The organism is Undibacterium sp. Di26W, assembly GCF_049340265.1.
Lineage (GTDB): Bacteria > Pseudomonadota > Gammaproteobacteria > Burkholderiales > Burkholderiaceae_D > Undibacterium.
Window position 1 is genome coordinate 12105 of sequence record NZ_JBMPOR010000006.1, and the last position, 24055, is coordinate 36159.

The window sequence follows — 24055 nt, forward strand, 5'->3', positions numbered from 1 at the left end:
TTTGAAAAATTGATGTGATTTACATTTTTTCTTTGAAGCGATACGTACAAATATCTGGCGTATAGTTAGCAGGCCAAATGGTTTTTTCCGGTTTCCCCTGTATTTTCGTCCACAGGTCGTTGAAGGTATCTTTGTCATTTGCACGACAAGCATATACTGCCATTTCGTTCAGCAATTTTGCGTTCGGGGTTTTCGCCAACATATGCTCATAGCCCTGTTTGATTCTTGGCCAACTTGCGAGGCTGTCCCGGAAAATATCAAATTCGAATTGCTGACGCGAGGCGATGTACTGATAAATAGTGGCATATATGATAGCGCCGTCGCTATTGGTGACATTCTTGACCCCGGTTTCTATCACTTTTTCCACTTTTGCCCAATCAGCCAGGCCATATGGAGGGGCATAAATCAAAGCCATTTCCTTGTACAGATTAGTAAAGCGTGGATGACGTTTAATCGCTTCTTGATATAAATTTTCCGAGAATGTCAGGCTCTTACCATTTTCATTGCTTACCAATAAGTACATTTCGTACCACGCAGGATTGCGAGAGGCATATTTCTTTGATTTGGATAATGCAAGCTCTGCTGTATCCATTCGTTGCTTGAATAGTTTCAACGCAAATGGATCGACATTGACATTCGCCTGATTGCCGCGTATGCGCCAGGCCGCTCCTCTCCAGTATGTTGCTTCCGCAATGGAAATTCCTGCGGATCTGGGATTCGCGGCCTTCCAGTCCTGAATACGTTTCAGATTGTCTGTATCATTTCTGTCTCTGAATTCCATATCCATGGCAGAGTCAAACCATGAAAGTTCCCAATGGCCTGACGTATCAGTAAGTTCAGAACTAATCAATTTGTCCAGTAACTGGTCGATGGCAGCAAATTTACCCTCATTGAAATTTAATCCGAAAGCTAGAAAATATCGATATTTCAAATCGGTTTCATTAATTGGCAGGTTCGTCGCTTCCCATACATAAGGCATATCAAAATTGCGGCTTAAAAATACCCCACCTTTATTTGCGACCAGATAAAGTCGCAAGATATCTGTTTTTTGAACACCGCTGTCTGGAGGTCTTCTGAATGACGCAGGGACTTTTACGTTTTTTCCAACAGGAACAATGCCACGCCCATCTTCGAATGTGCGAACCGTACCGTCATGTGAATTGGCTTCCGCACCAAGAAATACAACGCCTTTTGATCCATCGTTATTGCAATCCACTTCAACAGTGACGGACTGGGCATCACTTTTTTTTATGGTAAAGGAATTGATACTGAAATTGTCTTGTTGGGCGACAGCAGAAGAAAAATAGGAAATAAAAACGACGAGCAGGCTAAGGCGTATCAAATTCATAGGCATAAGTGATTAATGTGGGGCGGCGATGTCGATGTTAATCCTACGAAGAGGAAGGATTAACAGATGCAATACTAATAACAGACACCAGTTTAAATCACATTCTTGGCCAATGAACAGTTTAACGATGTATATGTGACAGTATTTTTTGCCACAACTGCAACGCCTGAACATCTGCATAACCTGATTCTTGTCCATCGTTACATTCAATAACGATCCATTTGCCATCTTCGGTTTTGGCAAAATCAATGACCAGAAAGGGAACGATCAGTTTTGACGCTGCGATTTCAGCAACCGCCAGGCCAACTTTGACATCAGGGCAGGTGTAATGGGGAACCTGATACCAGTAGCGCCCCCAACCGACACAAACACCGTGCCACCAGAATGAACGATATTCAATCGAAGCAGGAACTTTACCTGGGATGGTGCCGCTTGTTTTTGCAAGTGGAATAAATTCGCGTATAACAGGTTTTTGCCAATGTAATATGGCATCGTTTTGATAGAGTGGAACGACTCTCTCATAGTGAGCACGGTTTTGTACGATGGCGAGATCTGGATTATGTTTGCTGGTCTGGCGTGATCCTTTGAGAAAAATTGGCCAGTCGAAGTTGGCTTCAATTTCTTTTGATGTGGGTAAAGCGTCGAATATCAGTGTGCGCGGAGTCAAGTCTTGTATTAAGGGATACCATGCTTCCAGGTCGCTGGCGATTTTGTGCTCGTCTGGTGAGTTGACCAGACGTAATCCCATATTGAGCTTGTCGTTATATTCCGAAGCATAATCTGCGATGGCACCGGCACGCATGATGCAAGGATAATTTCCTTCGATTAAATACGGATGCTTGCAGGCAAAATGTAAATCAAAGTCGAAGTCATATACAGAAACACCGATGTGTTCACTCACTATGAAAAGCTTGTCTTCGATGAGACTAATGTTCATGGTTATTGATGATGACAGATTATGAATAGGTACATGCTACCCATAGCACCAATGCCAAGGCTCATACTGAAACCCGCTGCTATTGCCTGGCGGGTAAGACAGATGAAAGCCAAAGCGACCGGCGTTGGCTTGTAGCCAGGCGAAAGCTGGAGTAGTGTCGAAAGAAATTTCCAGTTCCGGGTCTTCCGGCGTGGCGATGTCGATGGCGCGGCCGGTATGGTGTTCGCTGTAACCAGGTGGTGCGCACACCAGCAGGATATCGGGCAATGCCATGCCGGCAGCGAGTTTGTCGCTGATGATGTCGGCTTGCCTGGCGATGCTGCGAAAGGCCGATATCATCAACAGGGCAATGCCATCCTGCATGGCAGCGGTTTTCATGGCTTGCCATGCCTGATTGGTGGCAGGGGTCAGTAAATATTCCCTGCCATCTTCGCCGGTTTCTGCCAGTACCAGTTCCTGTGCTTCATCTTGTTCAATCAGACCACGTTGCTGTATCAGATGTGGCGGGATGACGAACGCAACTGTCATCTTCATTTGGCTTTCAGGTTGGCGAGCAGGGTATCAAGCATGGCGGCGGTTTCTGCGTCAGGTGTGCCATCAAATTTTGCTGGACGATACTTGGTCTGGAAGGCCACCAGCACACTGCGGGTCGCTGCATCAAGTACACCACTCTGCGGGATGCCATAACCATATTGCGCGAGCTTTTGCTGGAACCATTTTACGTCCGGCAATTGCAATTCGAAGGCTGTCATGCGCTGGGCGACTTCTTCTGGCTGGGGCCAGGGTATCAAACCGGCGTCGGCCAACTGCTTCCACGGGAACATCGGGCCCGGATCGGATTTGCGTTGTGGCGCAATGTCGGAATGGCCGAGTATGTATTCAGGGCGTATCTGATAACGGGCCGAGATATCTTTCACCAGCGTGATGACACGGTCTATCTGCACCTGAGGGAAGGGGAAGTAGATGCGGCCTTCAGGCGTATCCTTGAAGCCCTGGTTGACGATTTCTATGCCTATGGAACTGGCATTCAGGCGGCTATAGCCTTTCCATTCGCTCAGACCGGCGTGGTAGGACATGCGATTTTCCGGCACCAGTTGCCAGACTTTGATCGGGTCTTCATCACCGACCAGATAATGAGCACTGACACCCTGTTCGCTCAGTGCGCGCAGTGAGGTAGGCTGATCAATGGCGGTGTAATGCAGGATGATGAACTGCACGCGTTCTTCCTGGCTCTTGGCAAAAATACTCTTGTCGATGCCATTTTCAATATACGGCTCTGCTGCTTTGATGGCCGGCTTGGGGGGCGTGTTGACGGTTGTTGCGGTATTCACGGTTGTGCTGGCACAGCCGCTGAGGAAGATGCTGAGTGCTGCCATCAATGCGTATATATTGCTTGTATTGGGTTTTTTCATGGTCTGTTTTTGAGTTGTCGGGCAGCCAGTCTGGCTGCGGAAAAATGGGCCTGGCAGGTACTCTGGCGCAGACTGACTTCTGGCGGCAGATGAGTGCGCAGGGATTCAACAATGGCAGGGTGCAGTTCCTGTACCCTGCCGCTAAGTGCAATGGGTTTATTACCAAAGCGGGTACACATGGCTGAGCCCAGCCTGGCCAGCTCTTTGCCTGCATTTTGCAATATGTCCATGGCTACCGGGTCGTTATTGGCGGCGGCGGCAACCGCCAGTGCCAGTTTGCCGATATCGCCACGGCTGCGGTGGTAAATGAAATCGCGCGAGACATTCCAGTCATTACCGCCTATCAGTTTAAACAGGCGTTTCGCCATGTCAGATTCTTTCCAGTGATCGGGATGTTCGTCTTCGGCACGCCATAATTTGCGCATGGCTTCGCGGGCTATCCAGAAACCGCCACCCGCATCATCCAGCAAATACCCACGCCCACCGGCACGATGGAATTTTCCCTCGGTATCAATAAAGGCGGCGATGGAGCCAGTGCCGGCATAGATCAGGTAACCAGTACCGGGTTTGAAAATATCCATGTAAGCGATCTCTATGTCATTGCTGACAGAAATCCAGTTGTCTTCCAGGCCAAAGCTGTCAGCCAGTATGTTTGGCAAGGTATGGGCATCGCCACCAAAACCGGTAATGCCGGCGCGTATGCTGCCAACCTGGCCATGGCTGCCCGCCGTGGCTGCCAAGCCGGCAAAAATCTGGCGCAATGCCTCTATGCCTGCGGCGTTATCGGTTTGTAATGCAGTCAGGCCAGCGGCTGTGCCACTGGCAAGTATCTGTTCGTCCTGGGTCGCCAATGCCCAACGCGTTTGCGTGCCGCCCGCATCGATGCCCAGGGCGATCGGCTTGGCCTGGCCTGGCGCCTGTTCCTGCTGGTCAGATGCCATGTCAGCGAGCATAAACGGAAAATTCCTGGGAAATTGATGGACCATCGTTGAACTGAATCGTAATAACGTGCAGTTGTTCGTTTATCATAGGGCGCTTCTGGCGCTGGCAACGAATGAAAAGATGCACCCGGGTTATAACTTTTTGCTATGAACCCGCCGCAAAATTTCAATCGTATTTTTCCTGCTTTACTGGGAACATGTATCGTAAGAACCTGTTTGCGATCTTACTGCGCGCGCGTGATCGGGGCTCATGTGCTGCTCAAAATGCTCATGTACTATAGTACATTCCGCTTTTTGCGCTGCTCTTCACTCCCGCTGACGCACGCTCGCTACAGATCGCAAACAGGTTCTAAGACCAGCCTTGTAACTTAGCTCACGATCAGATTTCAAGAAAAAGACCACAATGACAAGCGAGATAGTAAACAGCAAGCAAGCTACCCCGGTGCCCGAATTATGGCGCTGGATACCGTCATTGTATTTCAGCCAGGGGATTCCATACGTAGTCGTAATGACACTTTCCGTCATTATGTACAAAAAGCTGGATATTTCCAATTCGGATATTGCTTTTTATACAAGTTTACTCTATCTACCTTTTGTGATCAAGCCCTTGTGGGCACCTTTCGTGGATATGTACAAGACCAAGCGTTTCTGGATCATCACGCTGGAATTGCTGATCGGTGCGCTGTTTGGGGTGGTAGCACTGATCATACCCATGCCTGGCTTCTTCCAGGCGACCTTGCTGGTGTTCTGGTTGCTGGCGTTCAGCGCCGCCACCCATGACATCAGTTCTGACGGGTTTTACATGCTGGCGCTGGAACAGCATCAGCAGGCTGCATTTGTCGGTGTGCGCAGCATGTTTTTCCGGATGGCCATGCTGACCGGACAGGGTGCCCTGGTGTATCTGGCCGGTACCTTGCGTGATCTGACCGGCAATCCCAGGCTGGGCTGGGTCGTGGTTTTTGCCGTGCTGTCGGTGATGTTCATCAGCCTGTCTGCTTATCATAAATATGCCTTGCCACAGCCCGCTAGTGACCGCGCGCAGGGCGATCCGAATCAGGTGCTCGCTACTTTTCTGACGATTTTTGGCAAGTTCATCAAAAAGAAAAATGTGTTGATCAGCATTGCCTTCCTCTTGCTGTATCGTTTTGGTGAAGCGCAACTGGTGAAAATCGCACCGTTGTTTTTGGTGGATGCGGTCGACAAGGGCGGGCTGGGTCTGACGACACAAGGCGTGGGCCTGATCTATGGGTCCATAGGCATGGGCGCGCTAACCGTGGGCGGGCTGGCTGGTGGTGCGCTGATTGCACGCTTTGGACTGAAGCGTTGTCTGTGGCCGATGGCAATGGCGATCAATGTGCCCCATCTGGTGTATGTGTACCTGGCATTTGTGCAGCCCCACAGTGACATCCTGATTGGTATCGCCGTCGCTTTTGAACAAATGGGTTATGGTTTTGGTTTTACCGCCTACGTCCTGTATATGATCATGATTGCCGATGGTGAACACAAGACCGCCCACTATGCAATCTGTACCGGCTTCATGGCCATGAGCATGATGCTGCCAGGCCTGTTCAGCGGCTGGTTGCAGGAACTATTGGGCTATTCCCACTTTTTTGTCTGGATCTGTATCGCCGCCATCCCCACCTTTGTCGTGACGGCCCTCATTAAAGTAGACCCGGCTTTTGGCAAGAAAGCCGAATGAACCATGCATAAAACTAACTATCCTTATACTTTTCAAAGCACTAGTTTCCAGTCGCCGCAGACCGGAACTGCCGTCATCATTACTGGTGCCGTGCATGGCAATGAAACCTGTGGTACCCAGGCCATCCGGCGCGTCATCAGCGAACTGGAAAGCGGTATCCTGCAACTGCTTTCTGGCCGCGTGACCCTGGTGCCGGTATGTAATCCACTGGCTTACCAACTCGGGCAACGTGAAGGGGAGCGTAATCTGAATCGTCGCCTGATACCTACGGATGAGGTCAAAGAATTTGAAGATCATGTCGCCAACTGGTTATGCCCACTGTTTGGCCAGCACGAAGTCTTGCTGGACCTGCATTCCTTTCGCAGCCAGGGTGAGGCCTTTGTGTTGATCGGGCCGGAAAACAACCGTGCGCCCCTCGAATCCTTCAGTTACGCCAAACACGAACTGGCCATGGCCATGCGTCTGGGCGTGCACCGGCTGGTAGATGGCTGGCTGAGTACCTATGCACGTGGTGTGCAGCGCCGCCAGCAGCGGCTCGCCCATGATGCTGACGCCAAAACCCTGGCAAATGCGAATACCCAGTTTGGTGTGGGCACCACAGAATACATGCGCTCTGTCGGCGGCTATGCGATGACACTGGAATGTGGCCAGCATCTTGATCCGCAGGCACCCGCAGTCGGCTACCAGGCTATTGTCAATAGCCTGCGCCATCTTGGCGTGATCGCTGGCCCGGCACCCGAGCCAGTGGCACAGATGGAAGCACTGAGAATCTATGACGTCATCGATAAATTCCATGTGGGTGATCGTTTTGTGCGTGAATGGCGCAGTTTTGACGCATTGAAGCAGGGCGATCTGATCGCCATCAGGGCAGATGGCAGCGAACTCAGGGCTGACCAGGATGGTCGCATTATCTTCCCCGATGCTGGTGCCAGCCCTGGCGAAGAATGGTTTTACCTGACCATGCCGAACCCGCGCCTGGCCAGTTTGTCAGAGGTCAGTGCATGAATTGTCGCCTGTTTTCAAGCCTGGTTTTTTCGCTGGCTGCTGCCGGTGTCGCGGCTTTGGTGCATGCTGCACCAGTTACATCAGCTGCACCCGCAGCAGAAAAAATATTACGGGTACTGGTGACCACACCCGAAAGCGCACTAGACCCGGCTGTGGCGTCGGACGTGCCTACGGTCAGCATCAATGAAAATATTTTCGAACCCATGCTGCGCTATGACTATCTGGCGCGGCCGCTCAAGCTCAAGCCGAATACCTTGAAAGCCATGCCCGAAGTGACGGATGACGGCAAGACTTACACCCTGCATTTACAGCAAGGTATTTTCTTTACGCCTGATCCGGCATTCAAAGGCAAACCGCGTGAACTGACGGCGGATGATTACATCTATAGCATCAAGCGTCTGTATGACCCTACCGTCAAATCGCCCTGGCTCTTCATGTTTGAAGGCAAGTTGCTGGGGGATGAAAAATGGCGTCCGGCCAAAGACGGCAAGCAGCAGGATTTCAATCGGCAGACCAGCATCCCAGGCTTGCAGGCGCTGGACCGGTATACCTTACGCATACGTCTGAATGCACCGGACAGCAATTTCCTGTTTATCCTGGCCACCACTGCCACGGGTGCCGTAGCGCGAGAAGTGGTTGAGACTTACCCTAACCAGGTCGGCAACCATCCGGTGGGTACCGGCCCATTCATGCTGGGGCAATGGCAGCGCAGTTTCAGGATTGAATTGCTGGCAAATCCGCAATACCGCAAGGTGGTCTTCAATGACCAGGGTAACGATGAGGTTTCCCGCAAGATTGCGACCGACCTGGCCGGGCAGACCTTGCCCCGGGTCAGCAAGGTTGAAATCAAGGTTATTGAAGAGCAGCAGTCGCGCGTGCTGGGATTTCTGAATCATGAATTTGATTACCTGGAACAGGTTCCGGCCCCCTTGTCGAACATGGTGCTGGACGACGGTAAGCTGAAACCAGCGCTGCAGCAGCAAGGTGTGCACCTGTCCCTGTTTACCCCCTTGCAAACCTATTACATGTGGATGAATATGGAAGACCCGGTCATAGGCGGCTATACCCCGGAAAAAATTGCCCTGCGTCGCGCGATTGCACTGGGCTATGACAGCCGGGAAGATATCGCCCTCATGGAAAAAGGCCTGGCAATACAGGCGCAATCGCCTCTGCCGCCAAATGTACTGGGCTATGATGCTGCCTATAAAAGCCCGGTGCAATATGACCTGAAACTGGCGAATGCCCTGCTGGATAAGTTTGGCTATAAACGTGGTGCTGATCATTACCGCAGCCTGCCGGATGGCCAGCCCCTGCAATTGCAGATGCATACCCTGGCCAGCACCACGGGACGTCTGCGCGATGAAGTCTGGCGCAAGAATCTGGATGCACTCGGCATCCATGTCAGCTTCAAGACGGACAAACATTCGGAAATCATACGGGCTGCCCGCCTGGGCAAGGTGCAGATGACCGAAGCCAACTGGATTGCCGATTTTCCCGATGCAGAGAATTTTTACCAGCTTTTATACGGCCCCAATGCCGGCCGCGCCAACTATGCGCGTTTTAACCTGCCGGCTTTCAACAAATTATATGAGCAGGCAATACGTCTCAGTGATTCGCCTGAACGTACTGCCCTGTACCGCCAGATGGCGCAACTCATGCATGGCTACACGCCGTGGGTGACGCGTATCCATCCTGTCACTGCTGATTTGTCGCAAGCCTGGCTGCAAAACTACTATCGACATCCGGTAGACTTTACCAACTGGCGTTATCTGGATATTGATGTGGCGGCACGTAGCAAGGCGCTTAAATAGTGGCTGTAAATCGCGAATGTAAAAAGATGTTGGACGGCAGGAGGAGCAGCATGAAAATGATTATTCCTTCTGGTTATATGTTATCGGTAAGTTTTCATTGGCAGGGGCGGGGGACTATCCCTATGCTGCCAGTATGAAAAACTCTGTTGTATGGAGCCTTTGTGCGTTGTGAATTCATTGCTGATCACCCGGATTTTTGCCGGCTCGATACCGTAGACGGTATCGTCATCGATTTGCGCTATGTTGGTGCTGACAATTTTGTTGGGCGCGACTTGTATGGCGACCTTGATTGCAGTTGGTTGCACTGGGAAGCGGCACAAGCCTTGCAGTCAGCCGTCCACTGGCTGCGTGACCATTACCCCATCTACCGTATTCTGGTGCTGGATGCCTTGCGCCCCCACCGTGTCCAGGAAATGCTGTGGCAACATCTGGATGGCACCCCTCTGCGCATGTATGTGGCGGACCCGGCGCGCGGTTCCATCCATTCCTTCGGCATGGCGGTCGATGTCACGCTGATCGATGCCGATGGCAAGGAACTGGAGATGGGCAGTGGCTTTGATGCCATGGAAGAAAAATCTCATCCGGTACTGGAACAGAAAATGCTGGCAGACGGGCAAATAAGTCAGGATCACCTTGATCATCGTAATATCCTGCGGCAAGCCATGTTCCATGGCGGTTATCGCGGTATCAACAGTGAATGGTGGCATTTCAATTGTGGTGACCCGGTCGTCGTACGCCAAACTTATTTGCGCATAGATTGATATGCGCGCCACCATGCAGATGGGATACCCAAGCCGGTGCAAGAATTTTTATCAGCGAGGGGCAGCTTACTTCTCAGTTGCCGTGATGGTCTCGTTGCTCTGGATGCAGGCAGCCATTGCACAAAACGTTACTGGTGTTCAGGCAAAGCTTGATCGCCAGGTGACAAAAGAGCTGGCGAGTATCGTTGCCAATCCCCAACGACCTCTTGCCGGGCTGTCGATAGTGAGCATTAAAGACGGCAAGATCGCGTACCAGCAACAGTTTGGTTATCGCTATATTGATCGCGACAATCCCGACAATACGCTGGTGGTGGATGCACATACCCTGTTCCGGGTGGCGTCGGTGTCCAAGATGGTGGCGGCTATTGGTGCAATGTGTCTGGTCGAGCAAGGCAAGCTGGACCTGGACGCCGATATCAGCCGCTACCTGGGATATGTGGTCAGAAATCCGCATTTCCCCGATGCCGTGATTACCACCCGCATGTTGCTCAGCCATACCTCATCCCTGCGGGACGATGGTGGCTATAATTTTCCATCCAATGTGAGCATGCAGAGTTTTCTCTTGCCTGCCGGTGCGCATTTTGATCATGGCCTGCAGTGGGCTAATGCGGCTAGTGCGTCGGCGGGTGCGGATTTCGCTCCGGGCAAATACTTTCACTATGTGAACTTGAACTGGGGTGTCCTCGGCACCGTCATGGAAGCCGTCAGTGGCCAGCGCTTTGACGTGTTCATGCGTGATACCGTCTTGCATCCGCTGGGTATCGCCGGAGCCTACCATCCCGACCTGCTGTCAACGGATGAATTATCCCGACTGGCTGTGCTCTACCGCAAGCAGGAAAATGAGGTCTGGAATGTGCAAGGTCCGTAGGTGGCGCAGGTCGATGATTTTCGTACCAAGCCTCTGGTCAAACGATCATTGGACAATTATGTGCCAGGCACCAATGCCACCCTGTCCAGCCCACAAGGTGGCTTGCGGATTGATGTGCTGGGTCTGGCCCGCATCATGCTGATGTTGATGAATCAAGGTGAGATGGATGGCAGGCATTTCTTGCAGCCAGCCAGTGTGCGTGCACTGCTCAGTGAACAGTGGCATTACGATAAAAATACCCACAATGGGGATGATTATCATGGCCTGTTCCAGGCCTGGGGCCTGGGTTTCCAGCGTTTCAGCGATGTCAGTGCTCCTCACTATGGCGACAGGCTGGTAGATATGCTGGTAGCTGAGGTAAAAGGAAAACCGGCATTCAAGGCTGTCGGGCATCTGGGTTTTGCCTATGGCCTGCAATCCGGCTTCATGTTTGACCCGGCTACACGCAATGGCATGATATATGTCATCAGCGGCGTTGCTGCGGATCCCGAAAAAAATCCAGGCAGGTATTCCAGTCTCAGCCTGTGGGAAGAGCAAATTCTCACCGCCTTGTATCGTCTTTTTTAACTGATACAAGTTGAAAACTACGAGGTGCGGGCAATAAACTCTGCACCCGCTTCTTTGATGGATTCTACAAAAGCGCGTGCCGAACGTGACAGCGGGGTGGATTTTACGGTCAGTAAATACAAATCCACCGGCACATTCGGGGACAGTGGGCGGCACTGCACCTTGCTGTGATCAGATGTCGCCGCGGTGAAAGGGTCAATCACCGCCGCGCCGGCACCCAGTTCCACCAGGGTTCTTGCCAGCAGATAAGTCTGCACCACCGTGTAAGAAGTGAAACTCAGGCCCTGTTCTTCACAGGCATCCATGACGCGGCTGACCAGATGGTCATCCAGGTCCAGCGCGATCAGGTTCTTTGGCAAGTCGCTGACCGGCAAGGCAGTATTGTCCAACTGCCTGGACCAGGTGCCTATGGGCGCAATGGCTGTCATGCTGCCGCGTATCAGTGGTTCAGACGCAATGTTTGGGTGGCAGGGGTCATACAGGGACAGGGCAAAGTCCACGTCGCCCAGCAATAAAGCATTGACGATTTCGCTGGTATGGTGGGTCGCCAACGTGCAATGGACATGGGCAAATTTCTTGCGCCATGCTGCCAGTGCGGCAGGTACGACGGTAATCGAAAGCGTAGGTGTCGATGCCAGGCGCACCGCTTCGTCAGGATGGTTTTTCAGGTTGCTGGCCAGCCGGCGGACTGATTGCAGATCACGGTTCAGGCGATCCACTTCGGCAAACAGCTTGTGTGCTTCCGGTGTCGGATGCAATTTACCCTTGATACGTTCAAACAGCTTCAAGCCCAGTTGAATTTCGCAGTGCTGCAAGACCTTGGTCGCTGCCGGTTGTGAAATATTCAGCAATTGCGCAGCGCCACTGATTGTGCCTGCCTGCATGATGGCGTGGAAAACTTCTATGTGACGCAGTCGCATGATTCAACCTGGGAGACAAAAACGAACTAAATTGTAACGCGTTGCCAGTGTTGCTGTGCTTACTTTTGCTGCACCTGCAAGGCGCGCCGCAAATCGTCACCACATTCTGCCAGTCTGGTGGTGGCATTCGCCACGCTGAGATGGCGCAGAATGGCAAGAATGGCGGTCTTCACATGAAAATCGCATTCTTCCAGTACGCGACGGCAATGGGTTTCATCACGACCGGTGGCATGCATGGTCAGACTGACTGTGCGTCGCAATAGTTTGACATTGGTGGGCTTGACATCCACCATCAGATTGCCATAGACCTTGTGCAGCCGCACCATCAGTGCGGTAGAAAAACTATTCAGTGCCACTTTTTGCGAGGTGCCGGCCTTTAACCTGGTGCTGCCGGAAATTACTTCATTGCCGGTATCAAGGGTAATACCGATGTCGGCCGCGCTGGTGACGGGTGCATCCGGATTGTTTGCAAAGCCTATGGTCAATGCGCCGGTGGCGCGTGCCGCCTGCAATGCACCCAGTACATAGGGGGTGGCGCCGGATGCCGCTATCAGCAACACCACATCATTCGCAGTCAGTGCCAGTTCACGAATTTCGCTGGCACCTTGCCCGGCATCATCTTCCGCCCCTTCCACCGCGACAAACATGGCCTGTTTGCCACCAGCCAGCAGGGACAGCGCACGCTCGTTTGGCCACGAGAAGGTAGGCAGCAATTCCACCCCATCCAGCACCCCCAGGCGGCCCGAGGTGCCAGCACCCACATACACCAGCCGGCCACCGGCCAGTATGCGCGGGGCGGCTGCATCCACTGCAGTAGCAATGCGGGCGGCTACCTGGCTGACGGCGCGTATGGCATTGAACTGGTCATCAATCAGGACATGCAGCAATTCTTCAGTAGGATACAGGTCCAGATCGGTATGGCTGCTACTGGGGGTTTCGGTGTTCAACATGGTGTTCTTTCTGGCGCTTCAACACCTGCATGCAAGATGCAAGCAGGCGCTCATTCTCACAACTTATAGGCTGGGAATGAAGTACACAAATGAAAGCTCATCGCTGGTCCATAACTTCAGGTAATGTATCAAGCCACAAGAAGTATTTGCGGACAGCTTTTGTTCAGCTTAAGCTCAGTTTCTATTTTCCGAAAGATGAGAAATGTCTACACGTCATCGTAACCATTTTATTGCGCTCATGTTGATGTCCGTGCTGCTTTTGGCCGGCTGCCAGTCAACCTGGTTTCAAGTTGCCGATACACGACATCAGTTGATCATTTCTGTGCCTGAACAAAGAATGCATGTGCTGGAAGATGGCAAGGAAATCGCCAGCTATCCGGTCTCCACTGCCAAGCGCGGCGTCGGCGACTTGCCGGATAGTTATATGACCCCCGGTGGCCGTATGCAGGTGGCAGAGAAAATTGGTGACGGTGCACCCATGGGCACGGTTTTCAAGGACCGCAAGCCAACTGGCGAAATCGTCGCAGCCGATGCGCCTGGCCGTGACCCTGTCGTTACCCGTATCTTCTGGCTGCGTGGGATGGAAGAACGTAATCGCAATGCCTATCCGCGTTTTATCTATATCCATGGCACACCACAGGAAAGCCTGCTGGGGTCGCCAGCCAGCTTTGGCTGCATACGTATGCGTTCGGTCGATATCACCGAATTATATGAGCGTGTCGGTACCGGTGCCCAGGTTGATGTCATAGAGACAGACTTTGTTGCCAGTCTGCCATAAAGCAGGCCTGCTTTATGGTTTTACAATTCGATGACAAATTGCATACATTTATAGGCTGATTTGCTTTTTTGCTCTGCGTATTATTGCCGTGTATTTATCACGGAGACAAATAATGTATGCACAAAAAATGTTGGCACAAAAATACAGCCCTGGCCTGACCTGCTGTTTCAGTCTGGCCATCGTGCTTTGCCTGGCCGCTTGCGGCGGTAGTGGCACTGCAGTACCTACCATATCCGCTGACCAGGCCACCAGTAACCCACTGGCTATCAGCAGTGCTAAATCCAGTCTGACAAGAAATCCGCTTCCTGTTGCCAGTGATGCGGATGTGGCTGCTGCTGTTGCAGGGAATACTGAATTTGCGCTGAAAGCCTTGCCTTTGCTGGACGCCATTGGTGACAGTAATCTGGTGTATTCACCGTATAGCATTACCCAGGCACTGGCGATGACTTCTGCCGGTGCAAAAGGGGAAACCTTGACCGGGATAGAGCAAGCCCTGGCATTCCAGTTGCAACAAAACCGCTTGTTCCCGGCATTGAACCGGCTGGATTTACAACTGGCAGAAAAGACCAGTGCTGCCGGTAATACTAAATTACCCAGCCTGAATATTGCCAATGCCTTGTGGGTGCAACAGGCTTACAGCCTGCAGCCGGCCTACCTGGATGCACTTGGCGTCAATTTTGGGGCAGTGGTGAATTTGCTGGATTTCACGAAAGCGCCGGAGGCTTCACGTCTCAGTATCAATAGTTGGGTGGAACAGCAGACCCAGCAAAAAATCAAGAATTTGCTGGGCCCGAATGATGTGTCATCGAATACCCGGGTAGTACTGACGAATGCCATCTGGTTCAAAGCTGACTGGGCCACACCTTTCACCGCAGAAAAAACCAGCAGCCAGAACTTTACCGACCGCAAGGGCAATACGCGTAGTTTGCCTTTCATGTCGCAAGACATTCGTCTACCCTATGTGCAGGGCAAGAGCTATCAGGCGGTGGAGTTGCCGTATGTGGATAACAAATTGAGCATGCTGCTGATCATGCCTGATGCTGGCAAGTTTGATGATTTCGTTCAGAACCTGAATAGCACCACGATGAGCCAGATCAGTGCCGCGTTGAAGGAACAATATGTGGCACTGAGTTTGCCTAAATTCAATTTCAGTTCGGCGGCAACGCTGGCGGATGTGTTGGGCAAGCTCGGTATGAGCGCTGCTTTTGATGCCAGCAAAGCGGATTTTTCTGGGATGACGGGTAATCGCGATTTGTCTGTGTCGGCCATCGTACACAAGGCATTTATCAATGTCGACGAAAAGGGAACTGAAGCGGCAGCCGCTACCGGTGTCGTGGTGGGGGTGACCAGCGTGATTGTCGATACACCCATCAAGGTGACACTCGATCACCCTTTCCTGTTCATGATACGCGACCGTCAGACGGGGTTGATCATCTTTATCGGCAAACTGATGAATCCGGCTGGCAATTAGCCGCAAAAAAAAAGCCGATGAAAAAATCCCCTGATGTTGTTCACATAAGGGGATTTTTATTTGCCAGACAATTACTTGAACTTGTAATTTGCCAGCAAGGTGAAAGTACGGCCGCGTGGGTCTGCTACGCGTGGTTCCCATGAACTGCCGGCACCGGTATTGCTGTCATAGGTGATGGCAAACGGTGGGTCGGTATTGAAGATGTTCTTCATGCCTGCCGTCAGCGTCAGGCTCTTGATGCCGCTATAGGTCACGCTCATGTTGTAGATGGTATAGGCTTTGACATCCGGATTGTAGTCCGAAGGCATGACTAGCCCGCTTTGCACACCGGGCAATACCTGATCTTTATAACCGGCACGATAAATCTGTGTCAGCATCCCTGTCCAGTTACCTTCGGTATAGGTGACAAAGGCAGTGTGCTTCCACTTCAGGCCAAGATCGCCGGTGAAGGTGAATCTGCCGACTTCGCTGGCACCATAGGGGGCGTTAGCCATAGGGCGGGATTTTTTCTCCAGCAGGTATGAACCGTCCAGACCGGCTGTCCATTTGCCATGCAGGATTTCGCCATTTGCTTTAGCACCAACTTCTACGCCACGGGTAATGCTGGAACCGGCATTGACCCAGCGTTGGTCAACAAAGGCCAGGGCACCAGTGCTGTCACGCAAGAACTGATCCCTGAACAGGTCATAATTTTGCAGCATGGTGGTCAGGTCTATGGACATGATGGAATTTTCCTTACGGATTTCCCAGATGTCAGCATTGGCACTGAAGTTACTGCTTGGTGCCCAGACTACGCCTACTGTGCCCTGTTTGGCTTTTTCCGGACCCAGTGTGGTTTTACCACCGGTCAGGATATTCGGTGTAATAGCAGAGCAGCCGGGTTTGCTGCTATCGACTTTCAAGGTCGGGCAAGTGGCGGGATCGGCCAGGTCTTTACCTGCATACGGTGAATCGGTAATGCCGTTAAACAACTGGTTGAAAGACGGTGCACGGAAACCCGTATTATACGAACCACGGAACAGCAAGGTATCTGTCGGTGTATAACGGAAAGCTATTTTAGGGTTGAAGGTATTGCCAAAACCAGAATAGTGATCCTGGCGACCGGCAACGGTGACTTCCAGTGATTTGAACACTGGCACCAATACTTCTGCATAGACGGCACGTATATCGCGGCTGACTTTAGGCAAGGCATTGCTGTCATCGAATGGTGCATTCAGAATGGCAGGGCGGACACTGGATACTCGCAGATCGCCATTGAAAGTATATTCTTCCTTGCGCACGTCCGTGCCGACGGCGGCCATGACCGCACCTGCAGGCAATTGCCAGACTTCACCAGACAGGGCCGCGTCTGCCTGCGTCAATGTGGTTTTACCGCCATACAGGGTGACACCAGCAGCAGACGTACTGTTGATCAGATCAAGCGCAGCTTGCGACTGTTTTTCGCCGGGCTTCAGGAAAGGATTGATGATTCCGGTACCCAGCGCATTCGCCAGGGCCACCGTGTAGTTATAACCAGTACCCAGTTTCGATTCGGATTCGCTGTAGGCACGCGACAAACCAACGCGGTAGTCCCATTTGCCGATCTGGCCATCAGCGCCTAATTGCAGGCGAGCAGCTTCTGTCTTGGTAGTGATCTCACGGTTACCGCATTCCATACAACGCCAGCGGTAGGCGATAGGCGCACCACGATTCGCTTCTATGCTGGGGAATACCGCAACAATTGCATTGAAGACAGAATTATAGGCAGCTCCTGTGCTTGGATAAAATGAAGAAGCAGGGAAGTTGGTGCCGGGGGAAACCTGATTCGGCGAAAAACGCTTGGATACTTCAACCTGAGAGCCGACTGCTTCAGCAAACAATTGATGGGTACCTATCTTGAACGTGGCACGTCCGACAAAGTTATCATTTTTGACGGGCTGTTGCAGTACCGCAGCGCGGCCAGTGTCCCAGGCGCAAGCATATTTGGAGGAAGCCACATCCCATAACTTGGCATCATAAGGCGCCATGCCATCGACGGCACCACAGCCTGCGCCACCTGGCAAGTTGAGTACATTGATGGCATTCATCACCTGGGTCGTACCAGGCAAGACCGGGCCGTTATTACTCTTGTTGCTGAGTATGGTATTGGCCAATGAGGTTGCAAATACCGTGGCATTAGGTGTACCACGCGTATCAACCGACAAACCGCGATTGGGCTGGAAGGTATTGACGAAATCGCGCTGGTCGCCGCGCAGGGCATCATTTTCGCTATGGGCTGCCGTCAGCAGGACATTGTAATTATCTTTGTCCAGATCACCAAAACCACCGACGACGGAAACGCGTTTGATATTGCCGCCACCTTGTTGTGTCACGTCGGTGAACGCTTGTGCTTCCAGCCCGCTATAGTTCTTGCGCAGGATGAAGTTGATGACACCGCCAATGGCGTCAGTACCATAAATTGCCGATGCACCATCTTTCAGGACTTCAATTCTTTCGACTGCCGCCATGGGGATGGAGTTCAGATCGACTGCCGAACCCTTCATGCCGTGGGTGGCGACGCGTCTGCCGTTCAGCAGCACCAGCGTACTCTCGGCACCCTGGCCACGCAGATTGGCGGAAGAGGCGCCATTATTGCCGCGTTGCGCACCAGAGGTGACGTCAGCATTGCTGGCCAGGTTGTCAGAGCCATTGCCATTGATGTTCAGATTGGCAATAAACTGCTCGGCCGTCACAATGCCTGCGGCTTCCAGCTGTTTGCGGGTAATGATTTCAATCGGTACCGCACCTTCCACCGCAATACGTTTGATGCTACTACCAGTAATTTCAATTCTTTGCGGTACGTCTGCAGGTTTTTCCTGCGCCAGCACCCAGCCGCTGCTACCGGCTGAGATACCTATCAGGGCGATGCACCGCGCTATGGTCTTTAACTTCACTGGTCTCTCCTTGAGGTCAAACTACATTGATTTTTAAGCTGAATTGAAGGCAATTCCGACGAAATGCGATCAGAATTGATATAAATATTTATTGATGTATTCCAGACTAGGGTTTCGCGCTTGCTGGTGACAAATGAAAATTTCATGAGGGGCGATAACCAAAAGATATGGGATTTGGGTACTAGGTCAGCCTTCCCAAGCACGGCGACGGCGCAGATTTTGTTCTGGCCGCAGTGGGAAGTGAACGAAAAAATGTGCGTGATACAGCTTGCAAAGCGTATCTAAAAACCACACTTTGATATCTGTTTTTTGCGGGACGCCGGAAAATCAGGAAACTGGGCAGGTATGGCAACCCGTCTGGCCAGATATGGCCAGGCGGGGGAGATGGCTGACTTTGCTGACACTACGGCAGGCTATAACTGGAACGCATGCTTTCCTGGCCGGTACGGCTGATGGCCGATACGGTAATCTGTTTGATGGCACCGGATTGTGAATCATCGGATAAATCCAGTCGCATGCTCTGGGCCGGGACAACGCTGAACAGCCATTGCTGACCAGTACGCTTCCAGATTGCCAGCAGGCGGGTATTGGCCAGATCAGGGATGGACACTTGCAGCGACTTCTTGTCCTCACTCACTTCCAGCACTGGACTGCCGGGCGGTTTCTTGTCCAGCCAGGAGCTGGCAGGTATCACGGCCTGCGATGTGTATTTCTCGGCGGCCAGGCGTTTGCGTATGTCCTTGCGATTCTGGTTCAGTGCTGCCATGCTGAAATGCACATGACCGTTTCCGCCTTTTTCGCGCATGGCATCCACCTGGTTCAGGATTTCATCTGCCATCCAGGATTTGTCGCTGTTGTCGATGCGGCTGGTGTACAGGCCAGGCCAGACATGGCGGGCCATGACATTCTGTTCCAGCCAGTAATCATGCAAGACCTTGAAAGCCTGTGGCCCCTGGCCTATGGGCCAGTACAGTTGCGGGGCCAGGTAATCCAGCCAGCCATTGGCCAGCCACAGTTCCACATCTGCATACAGTTTGTCGTACTGGCTAAAACCGCTGATGCCTGCCGGCAACCTGTCCGGGCGACCTATGCCAAAGGGACTGACGCCAAATTTGACCCAGGGTTTTTCCTGATGTACGCGCAGATTAACGGTTTCCACCAGGTGATTCACATTGCTGCGTCGCCAGTCGGCCCGCGCCATCCGTCCGCCGGACTGCAGATAGGCTATCCATGATGGATCATCCGGAAAATCCACTTCATTGCCGTTCGCAGCCTTGATCGGGTAGGGATAAAAATAATCGTCGATATGGATGCCATCGACATCGTAGCGGCGCACTACATCCAGTATCACGTTCAGGGTTTGCTGCATGGCGATAGGTTCACCCGGGTCCATCCATTGCAAGTCACCGTAAGTCTTGACGGCTTGCGGTGCCATGCGGCTGATATGGTTGCTGGCCATGACACTTTTGGATTGGGCAGTCCGCGCGCGATAGGGGTTGAACCAGGCATGCAGTTCCAGCCCACGGGCATGGGCCTGTTCCAGCCAGAATTGCAAGGGGTCGTAATACGGTTGCGGCGGTCTACCCTGTTCGCCGGTCAGGAATTCTGACCAGGGTTCAATGCTGGATGGATAAATGGCATCCGCTGCTGGACGCACCTGCAAGACGATGGCATTGAGTTTCAGTTGCACTGCATTGTCGAGAATGACAATGGCTTCGGCCTTTTGTTTGTCACTGTTCAGGTCGCGTCGTGAAGGCCAGTCTATATTTGCCACGGTAGATACCCACACCGCCCTGAACTCACGCGGCAACGGCGGGGCCTCACGCGGCATCACCGGAAAACTGACCGGCGCATTTTGCGGGACCATGGTCGGGTCAGTTTTAGTAGCCTTGGCTATGGACTGTGGTTTTTCTGGTGGTGTGCTACAGGCCAGGAGCATGGCGCCCATACTGGCTGCTAACAGTGGAAGCCTGATCTTTTTCAGGAACGAGGTCGTCAAGGTAAAATTCTGAAGCGAAAACATGCGTGTGCTGATGCCGTAAGGAGGCGACAATGCGCCAAAAAATGCAAAAACTGCGAAAGACCTGAGATGCTACTGCATTACACTTTCACAAACCAGCGTTTCTTCCACATTCCCCAGGCAAACAGCAACATAATCAGATTGAACAGCAGGGCATACAGTAACGAGGCATTCACTGCCATCAGCGGCAAAGCCTTGATCGGCGCATACAGCGCCGCATGCAGGCTGGGGTTGCTGCCATCGGCTGAGTTGATATGGATAAATCCCATCATCTTGGCGATCAGGCCTGACAGGGTGAACAAAAACAGGGCGTTCATACCATACATGATCAGCGGACGGCAAAACTTGGCCATACCGGCTTTGAGGCTGACCGAAGGATTCGCATCCAGCAGCCAGTAAAAACAGGCCAGGCTGATCAGCGCCCAGCCCGTCATGAAGATGCTGTAAGAGGGTGTCCACAAACTTTTATTGATGGGCATCAGCACGCTGTCCAGTATCTGCCCCAGCGCCAGACAGGCTAGTCCAGTAGTGAATAACCAGGCCGTCTTGACGGCAGGATCCAGCTTGGCCGACAGGTAGCGCCCGGTCAGTACCCCCAGCATGACGCTGGCGACGGCTGGCAAACTGCTTAGCAAGCCTTCCGGGTCCCAGGTTTTGGAGCGCTTCCACAGATGGCCATCCAGCAGCCATCGATCCAGGTAAGCACCGGCATCCTTGCCGGGTTCCAGTACGGCTCTGGCCCAGTTGCCGTCTGCATCCGGCACACTGACACCCAGCATGATGAGCGAATACACGGCCATCAGGGCGAATATCCACACGCATTGCTGCTGCCAGTTACAGTAAATGACCAGCGGCGCTGCCAGCATGGTACATAGGGCGATGCGCTGCAATACGCCAGGAATGCGCACGGACTGGAAATCAAAACTGGGGATCAGGTTCAGCATCAGGCCAATCAGGAAAATCCAGCACGCACGTTTCAGCAATTGCCGCAGCAAGGGGCCTTGTGCATAGCCGGCCAGGATTTTCTGATTGGTCGACAGATGCAGGGAAACCCCGACAATGAACAGAAAGAAGGGGAAAATACAGTCGGTAAATGTCCAGCCTGACCATTCTGCATGCGCCAGTGGCGGATACAGATGACCCCAGTCACCCGGATTATTCACCAGGAACATGCTGGCGATGGTGAACCCGCGAAACGCGTCTAATGACAGCAATCTTGATGTATTCGTTGACATGCTGGTCCGGATGGCTGAATGGAAAAAAAGGGCGCTTGCGCGCCCTTGAAAAATCTCAATCGTCTTGGGGGAGTCCTGAGAGCAACCCAACAAATTCTGAAGGATTACCATCATGATATTCACTAATACCAGTTTACTGCGATTGACTTTTTGTTAGGCACGTATAGACAAAGGTTATCCTTGTCTTCAGCTCTTAGGAATTGTACTGCGAGGCTTTCTCTGTCCTCCAGTCTCCCTCTCTTGGGTAATTTTTTACGCAAAAACGACGCATCACTATGGCGGGAAATCATATTGTTTGAATTTCGCCAAATTGTTGAAATGCGGCAACAAGACAAGATGCCTAGCGTAGTCAGTGCGTAATAACACGGCAGGTGCATAAACATCAAGTCCAATTTGCTGTCAAGTCAGGAGATGTAAGAAATAGCAACATTCTGCTTGTGGTCCGAATTGGATTGCAGGATACTTCGCTTGAGCAGGCATTCGCCTATTTCTTTTGCACATGTTCTGATTCCAGAGCCCACAGAGCAGCTCGTTTCTGTTTGTATGTAATACCGCAGTATTTTTCGATCGCTACCATCGGTATGGAGGAATGCAATCCCTCTTACTGTAAGAACTTGTTGACATGGCACGACTCAGCAACCGGGAAATCTTAGTATGAGACCGTTGAATAACAAGCATTTCACGCATCACCTTTCTGTTTGCCTGGCATTTGCCATTGGCCTGGGAGCCTGCTATCCGCTGGCAGCGCAAGACACTGAAAGTGTCATTGGCCGCTTTGAGATCAGTGCTTTTGATGTCAAGGGTAATAATTTGCTGGCACCCGCAGCGATCAATGCATTGTTGGCTCCCTTTACTGGCAAGAACCGCAGTTTTGCCGATGTGCAGAGAGCATTGGAAGCACTGGAAAAAGCCTACCGCGACAAAGGCTATAGCCTGGTGCAGGTGGTGTTGCCGGAACAAGAATTGAATCAAGGTGTGGTCAAGTTCATTGTGGTGCAGGCACGCATAGGCAGTGTCAGCGTCAAGGGCAACAAGTTTTTTGATGAAGCCAATGTGCGCCGAAGCCTGCCGCAATTGCGCAAGGGCGATACACCGAATGTCAAAAAACTGTCTGAGAGTTTGAAAGCGGCGAATGAAAACCCTGCCAAGAAAACCAACCTGCAGTTCCAGACCGCCAATGATGAAGGTGAAGTGAATGCGGTATTGAATGTCACCGACAGCAAGCCATGGACCGTCGGTGCCACTCTGGACAATTCCGGTGACAGCAATACCGGCAAGAACCACGTGGGATTATTGTTCCAGCACGCCAATATCAGTGGCCGTGACGATGTACTCAGCCTGCAATACACGACCACCATGCAAAAGCCCAGCCAATACAGTGTGTTTGGCGTTGGTTACCATCTGCCGATTTATGCGCTGGGGGATACGGTAGACCTGTATGCCAGTTATTCAAATGTCGATTCCGGCTCGATCGTTGCTGGCATTTTCGACCTGGCAGTCAGTGGCCGCGGTTCGGTGGTTGGTGGCCGTTACAACTACAACCTGGGCCGCAAGGAAGATTTTGAATCGCGCCTGAGCCTGGGTTTTGACCACAAGGCCTACAAGAACAATGTTTCCCTGCTGGGCGTGCAACTGGGTAGTGACGTTACTGTGAATCCAGTCAGCCTGACGTATTCTGGCACCCACAGTTCCGCCAGTGGTGAAACCAGCGCCTACCTGACTGCCCTGCACAATTTGCCTGGCGGTGAAAAAGGCAAGACCGAAGATTTTCAGCGCGTGCGTAGCGGTGCTACTGCTGGCTACACCATAGTCCGCTACGGTGTCGGCTTCAGCCGGGTATTGCCGGCCGCGTGGCAATTGAAGCTGATGCTGAGCGGCCAATATACGCGGGACAGCCTGGTGCCGGGCGAACAGTTCGGTGCCGGTGGTGCCAGTAGCGTGCGCGGGTTCACTGAACGTGCACTGGCCAATGATTATGGTTCCTTGATCAGTGCAGAGATTTATACGCCGAATCTGTGTACCAGTTTTACCGCCAGTTTCACACAATGCCAGTTACTGGGGTTTTATGATGCAGCCCATCTGTCGCGCAACAAGGCCTTGCCTGGAGAATCAAGTTCGGCTTCCCTTGCCAGTGTCGGCATCGGCGTCAGGCTGGCGATGTCACGGGCCATGTCCCTGCAAATGGATTATGGCAAATCCCTGAAAACACCTGACGAACTGAGCAAAGATGACCGGCGCTTGCATGTCAGGTTCGGCGTGAACTATTAATGATTGGTGAGGAAGAGCATGAGGAAAGAAATCAGTATGTTCGCTCAATCTGAATCCACATTGGCGGCGAACCGGCGCATTGGGTCTTTACCCCGGCTATTACCAAAGCTACTACCAAAATTGCTGCCGGCTTTGTTGCTTACCTGTTTTTG

At 52.2% G+C, this 24055-nt stretch carries 19 protein-coding genes; 9 read left to right on the forward strand and 10 right to left on the reverse strand.

The window, feature by feature from the left end; translation table 11 throughout:
* Positions 1 to 19: 19 nt before the first annotated feature.
* The 5 genes from ACO0LM_RS09315 to ACO0LM_RS09335 form a co-directional block, all read right to left on the reverse strand.
* Positions 20 to 1348 carry a DUF4034 domain-containing protein gene (locus ACO0LM_RS09315; protein WP_423036397.1) on the reverse strand — a complete coding sequence of 443 codons (1329 nt, stop codon included), beginning with the start codon at positions 1346 to 1348 and terminating at the stop codon, positions 20 to 22.
* Positions 1349 to 1469: 121 nt separating this feature from the next.
* Positions 1470 to 2285, reverse strand: a complete 816-nt coding sequence (locus ACO0LM_RS09320; protein WP_423036399.1) for an ATP-grasp domain-containing protein — start codon at positions 2283 to 2285, stop codon at positions 1470 to 1472.
* A gap of 36 nt (positions 2286 to 2321) precedes the next feature.
* A complete protein-coding gene (locus ACO0LM_RS09325) occupies positions 2322 to 2819 on the reverse strand; it encodes a M15 family metallopeptidase (protein WP_423036401.1) in 498 nt (165 codons plus the stop codon).
* On the reverse strand, positions 2816 to 3697 hold the full coding sequence (locus ACO0LM_RS09330) for an N-acetylmuramoyl-L-alanine amidase (RefSeq protein WP_423036403.1): 882 nt from the start codon (positions 3695 to 3697) through the stop codon (positions 2816 to 2818). The genes ACO0LM_RS09325 and ACO0LM_RS09330 overlap by 4 nt, the downstream gene beginning before the upstream one ends.
* The gene (locus ACO0LM_RS09335; protein WP_423036405.1) at positions 3694 to 4650 is read right to left on the reverse strand and encodes an N-acetylglucosamine kinase; all 957 of its coding nucleotides are present in this window, start codon (positions 4648 to 4650) and stop codon (positions 3694 to 3696) included. The genes ACO0LM_RS09330 and ACO0LM_RS09335 overlap by 4 nt, the downstream gene beginning before the upstream one ends.
* A gap of 391 nt (positions 4651 to 5041) precedes the next feature.
* Between ACO0LM_RS09335 and ACO0LM_RS09340 the strand changes: the two genes are divergently transcribed.
* The 6 genes from ACO0LM_RS09340 to ACO0LM_RS09365 all read left to right on the forward strand — a co-directional run bounded on the left by ACO0LM_RS09340 (position 5042) and on the right by ACO0LM_RS09365 (position 11349).
* Positions 5042 to 6337 carry an MFS transporter gene (locus ACO0LM_RS09340; RefSeq protein ID WP_423036407.1) on the forward strand — a complete coding sequence of 432 codons (1296 nt, stop codon included), beginning with the start codon at positions 5042 to 5044 and terminating at the stop codon, positions 6335 to 6337.
* Between the two features lie 3 nt (positions 6338 to 6340).
* The gene (locus ACO0LM_RS09345) at positions 6341 to 7342 is read left to right on the forward strand and encodes a succinylglutamate desuccinylase/aspartoacylase family protein (RefSeq protein ID WP_423036409.1); all 1002 of its coding nucleotides are present in this window, start codon (positions 6341 to 6343) and stop codon (positions 7340 to 7342) included.
* On the forward strand, positions 7282 to 9153 hold the full coding sequence (locus ACO0LM_RS09350; protein ID WP_423036411.1) for an ABC transporter substrate-binding protein: 1872 nt from the start codon (positions 7282 to 7284) through the stop codon (positions 9151 to 9153). The genes ACO0LM_RS09345 and ACO0LM_RS09350 overlap by 61 nt, the downstream gene beginning before the upstream one ends.
* A 161-nt stretch (positions 9154 to 9314) precedes the next feature.
* Positions 9315 to 9914 carry a M15 family metallopeptidase gene (locus ACO0LM_RS09355; protein WP_423036413.1) on the forward strand — a complete coding sequence of 200 codons (600 nt, stop codon included), beginning with the start codon at positions 9315 to 9317 and terminating at the stop codon, positions 9912 to 9914.
* 85 nt (positions 9915 to 9999) lie between these two features.
* Positions 10000 to 10782 (forward strand): serine hydrolase domain-containing protein, encoded by a 783-nt coding sequence (locus ACO0LM_RS09360; protein ID WP_423036781.1) that lies wholly within the window; start codon positions 10000 to 10002, stop codon positions 10780 to 10782.
* A complete protein-coding gene (locus tag ACO0LM_RS09365; RefSeq protein ID WP_423036415.1) occupies positions 10783 to 11349 on the forward strand; it encodes a hypothetical protein in 567 nt (188 codons plus the stop codon).
* Between the two features lie 17 nt (positions 11350 to 11366).
* On the opposite strand, the gene ACO0LM_RS09370 is transcribed toward ACO0LM_RS09365, so the two are convergent.
* Both ACO0LM_RS09370 and ACO0LM_RS09375 read right to left on the reverse strand, forming a co-directional pair.
* Positions 11367 to 12269, reverse strand: coding sequence for a LysR family transcriptional regulator (locus tag ACO0LM_RS09370; RefSeq protein WP_422985399.1), 903 nt, complete (start codon positions 12267 to 12269; stop codon positions 11367 to 11369).
* Positions 12270 to 12328: 59 nt separating this feature from the next.
* A complete protein-coding gene (locus ACO0LM_RS09375) occupies positions 12329 to 13219 on the reverse strand; it encodes an N-acetylmuramic acid 6-phosphate etherase (protein WP_423036417.1) in 891 nt (296 codons plus the stop codon).
* 202 nt (positions 13220 to 13421) lie between these two features.
* Here ACO0LM_RS09375 and ACO0LM_RS09380 point away from each other — a divergent pair, with 202 nt between their 5' ends.
* Together ACO0LM_RS09380 and ACO0LM_RS09385 are read left to right on the forward strand one after the other, a co-directional pair.
* Positions 13422 to 13997: a L,D-transpeptidase family protein gene (locus ACO0LM_RS09380; RefSeq protein WP_423036419.1), complete on the forward strand. Its 576-nt coding sequence runs from the start codon at positions 13422 to 13424 to the stop codon at positions 13995 to 13997.
* Between the two features lie 112 nt (positions 13998 to 14109).
* Entirely contained in the window at positions 14110 to 15468 is a 1359-nt protein-coding gene (locus ACO0LM_RS09385) for a serpin family protein (RefSeq protein WP_423036421.1), read from the forward strand.
* A 71-nt stretch (positions 15469 to 15539) separates the two neighbouring features.
* Here the strand turns inward: ACO0LM_RS09385 and ACO0LM_RS09390 are convergent, their stop codons facing one another.
* From ACO0LM_RS09390 to ACO0LM_RS09400, 3 genes are all read right to left on the reverse strand, one after another.
* Positions 15540 to 18380, reverse strand: a complete 2841-nt coding sequence (locus tag ACO0LM_RS09390; protein WP_423036423.1) for a TonB-dependent receptor domain-containing protein — start codon at positions 18378 to 18380, stop codon at positions 15540 to 15542.
* A gap of 403 nt (positions 18381 to 18783) precedes the next feature.
* Entirely contained in the window at positions 18784 to 20328 is a 1545-nt protein-coding gene (locus ACO0LM_RS09395; RefSeq protein WP_423036425.1) for a glycoside hydrolase family 10 protein, read from the reverse strand.
* Positions 20329 to 20480: 152 nt separating this feature from the next.
* Positions 20481 to 21635 carry an acyltransferase family protein gene (locus ACO0LM_RS09400; protein WP_423036427.1) on the reverse strand — a complete coding sequence of 385 codons (1155 nt, stop codon included), beginning with the start codon at positions 21633 to 21635 and terminating at the stop codon, positions 20481 to 20483.
* A gap of 654 nt (positions 21636 to 22289) precedes the next feature.
* Between ACO0LM_RS09400 and ACO0LM_RS09405 the strand changes: the two genes are divergently transcribed.
* Positions 22290 to 23903: a ShlB/FhaC/HecB family hemolysin secretion/activation protein gene (locus ACO0LM_RS09405; protein ID WP_423036429.1), complete on the forward strand. Its 1614-nt coding sequence runs from the start codon at positions 22290 to 22292 to the stop codon at positions 23901 to 23903.
* The last annotated feature ends 152 nt before the right edge of the window (positions 23904 to 24055 follow it).

Bases quoted from the DNA above. Each gene is read 5' to 3' on its own strand.
- ACO0LM_RS09360 (WP_423036781.1), top strand. From the start codon at position 10,000: ATGGTCTCGTTGCTCTGGATGCAGGCAGCCATTGCACAAAACGTTACT.
- ACO0LM_RS09400 (WP_423036427.1), bottom strand. From the start codon at position 21,635: ATGTCAACGAATACATCAAGATTGCTGTCATTAGACGCGTTTCGCGGG.
- ACO0LM_RS09335 (WP_423036405.1), bottom strand. From the start codon at position 4,650: ATGCTCGCTGACATGGCATCTGACCAGCAGGAACAGGCGCCAGGCCAG.
- ACO0LM_RS09395 (WP_423036425.1), bottom strand. From the start codon at position 20,328: ATGGGCGCCATGCTCCTGGCCTGTAGCACACCACCAGAAAAACCACAG.
- ACO0LM_RS09405 (WP_423036429.1), top strand. From the start codon at position 22,290: ATGAGACCGTTGAATAACAAGCATTTCACGCATCACCTTTCTGTTTGC.
- ACO0LM_RS09385 (WP_423036421.1), top strand. From the start codon at position 14,110: ATGTATGCACAAAAAATGTTGGCACAAAAATACAGCCCTGGCCTGACC.
- ACO0LM_RS09320 (WP_423036399.1), bottom strand. From the start codon at position 2,285: ATGAACATTAGTCTCATCGAAGACAAGCTTTTCATAGTGAGTGAACAC.
- ACO0LM_RS09325 (WP_423036401.1), bottom strand. From the start codon at position 2,819: ATGAAGATGACAGTTGCGTTCGTCATCCCGCCACATCTGATACAGCAA.
- ACO0LM_RS09315 (WP_423036397.1), bottom strand. From the start codon at position 1,348: ATGAATTTGATACGCCTTAGCCTGCTCGTCGTTTTTATTTCCTATTTT.
- ACO0LM_RS09380 (WP_423036419.1), top strand. From the start codon at position 13,422: ATGTCTACACGTCATCGTAACCATTTTATTGCGCTCATGTTGATGTCC.
- ACO0LM_RS09375 (WP_423036417.1), bottom strand. From the start codon at position 13,219: ATGTTGAACACCGAAACCCCCAGTAGCAGCCATACCGATCTGGACCTG.
- ACO0LM_RS09350 (WP_423036411.1), top strand. From the start codon at position 7,282: ATGGTTTTACCTGACCATGCCGAACCCGCGCCTGGCCAGTTTGTCAGA.
- ACO0LM_RS09345 (WP_423036409.1), top strand. From the start codon at position 6,341: ATGCATAAAACTAACTATCCTTATACTTTTCAAAGCACTAGTTTCCAG.
- ACO0LM_RS09340 (WP_423036407.1), top strand. From the start codon at position 5,042: ATGACAAGCGAGATAGTAAACAGCAAGCAAGCTACCCCGGTGCCCGAA.
- ACO0LM_RS09370 (WP_422985399.1), bottom strand. From the start codon at position 12,269: ATGCGACTGCGTCACATAGAAGTTTTCCACGCCATCATGCAGGCAGGC.
- ACO0LM_RS09330 (WP_423036403.1), bottom strand. From the start codon at position 3,697: ATGAAAAAACCCAATACAAGCAATATATACGCATTGATGGCAGCACTC.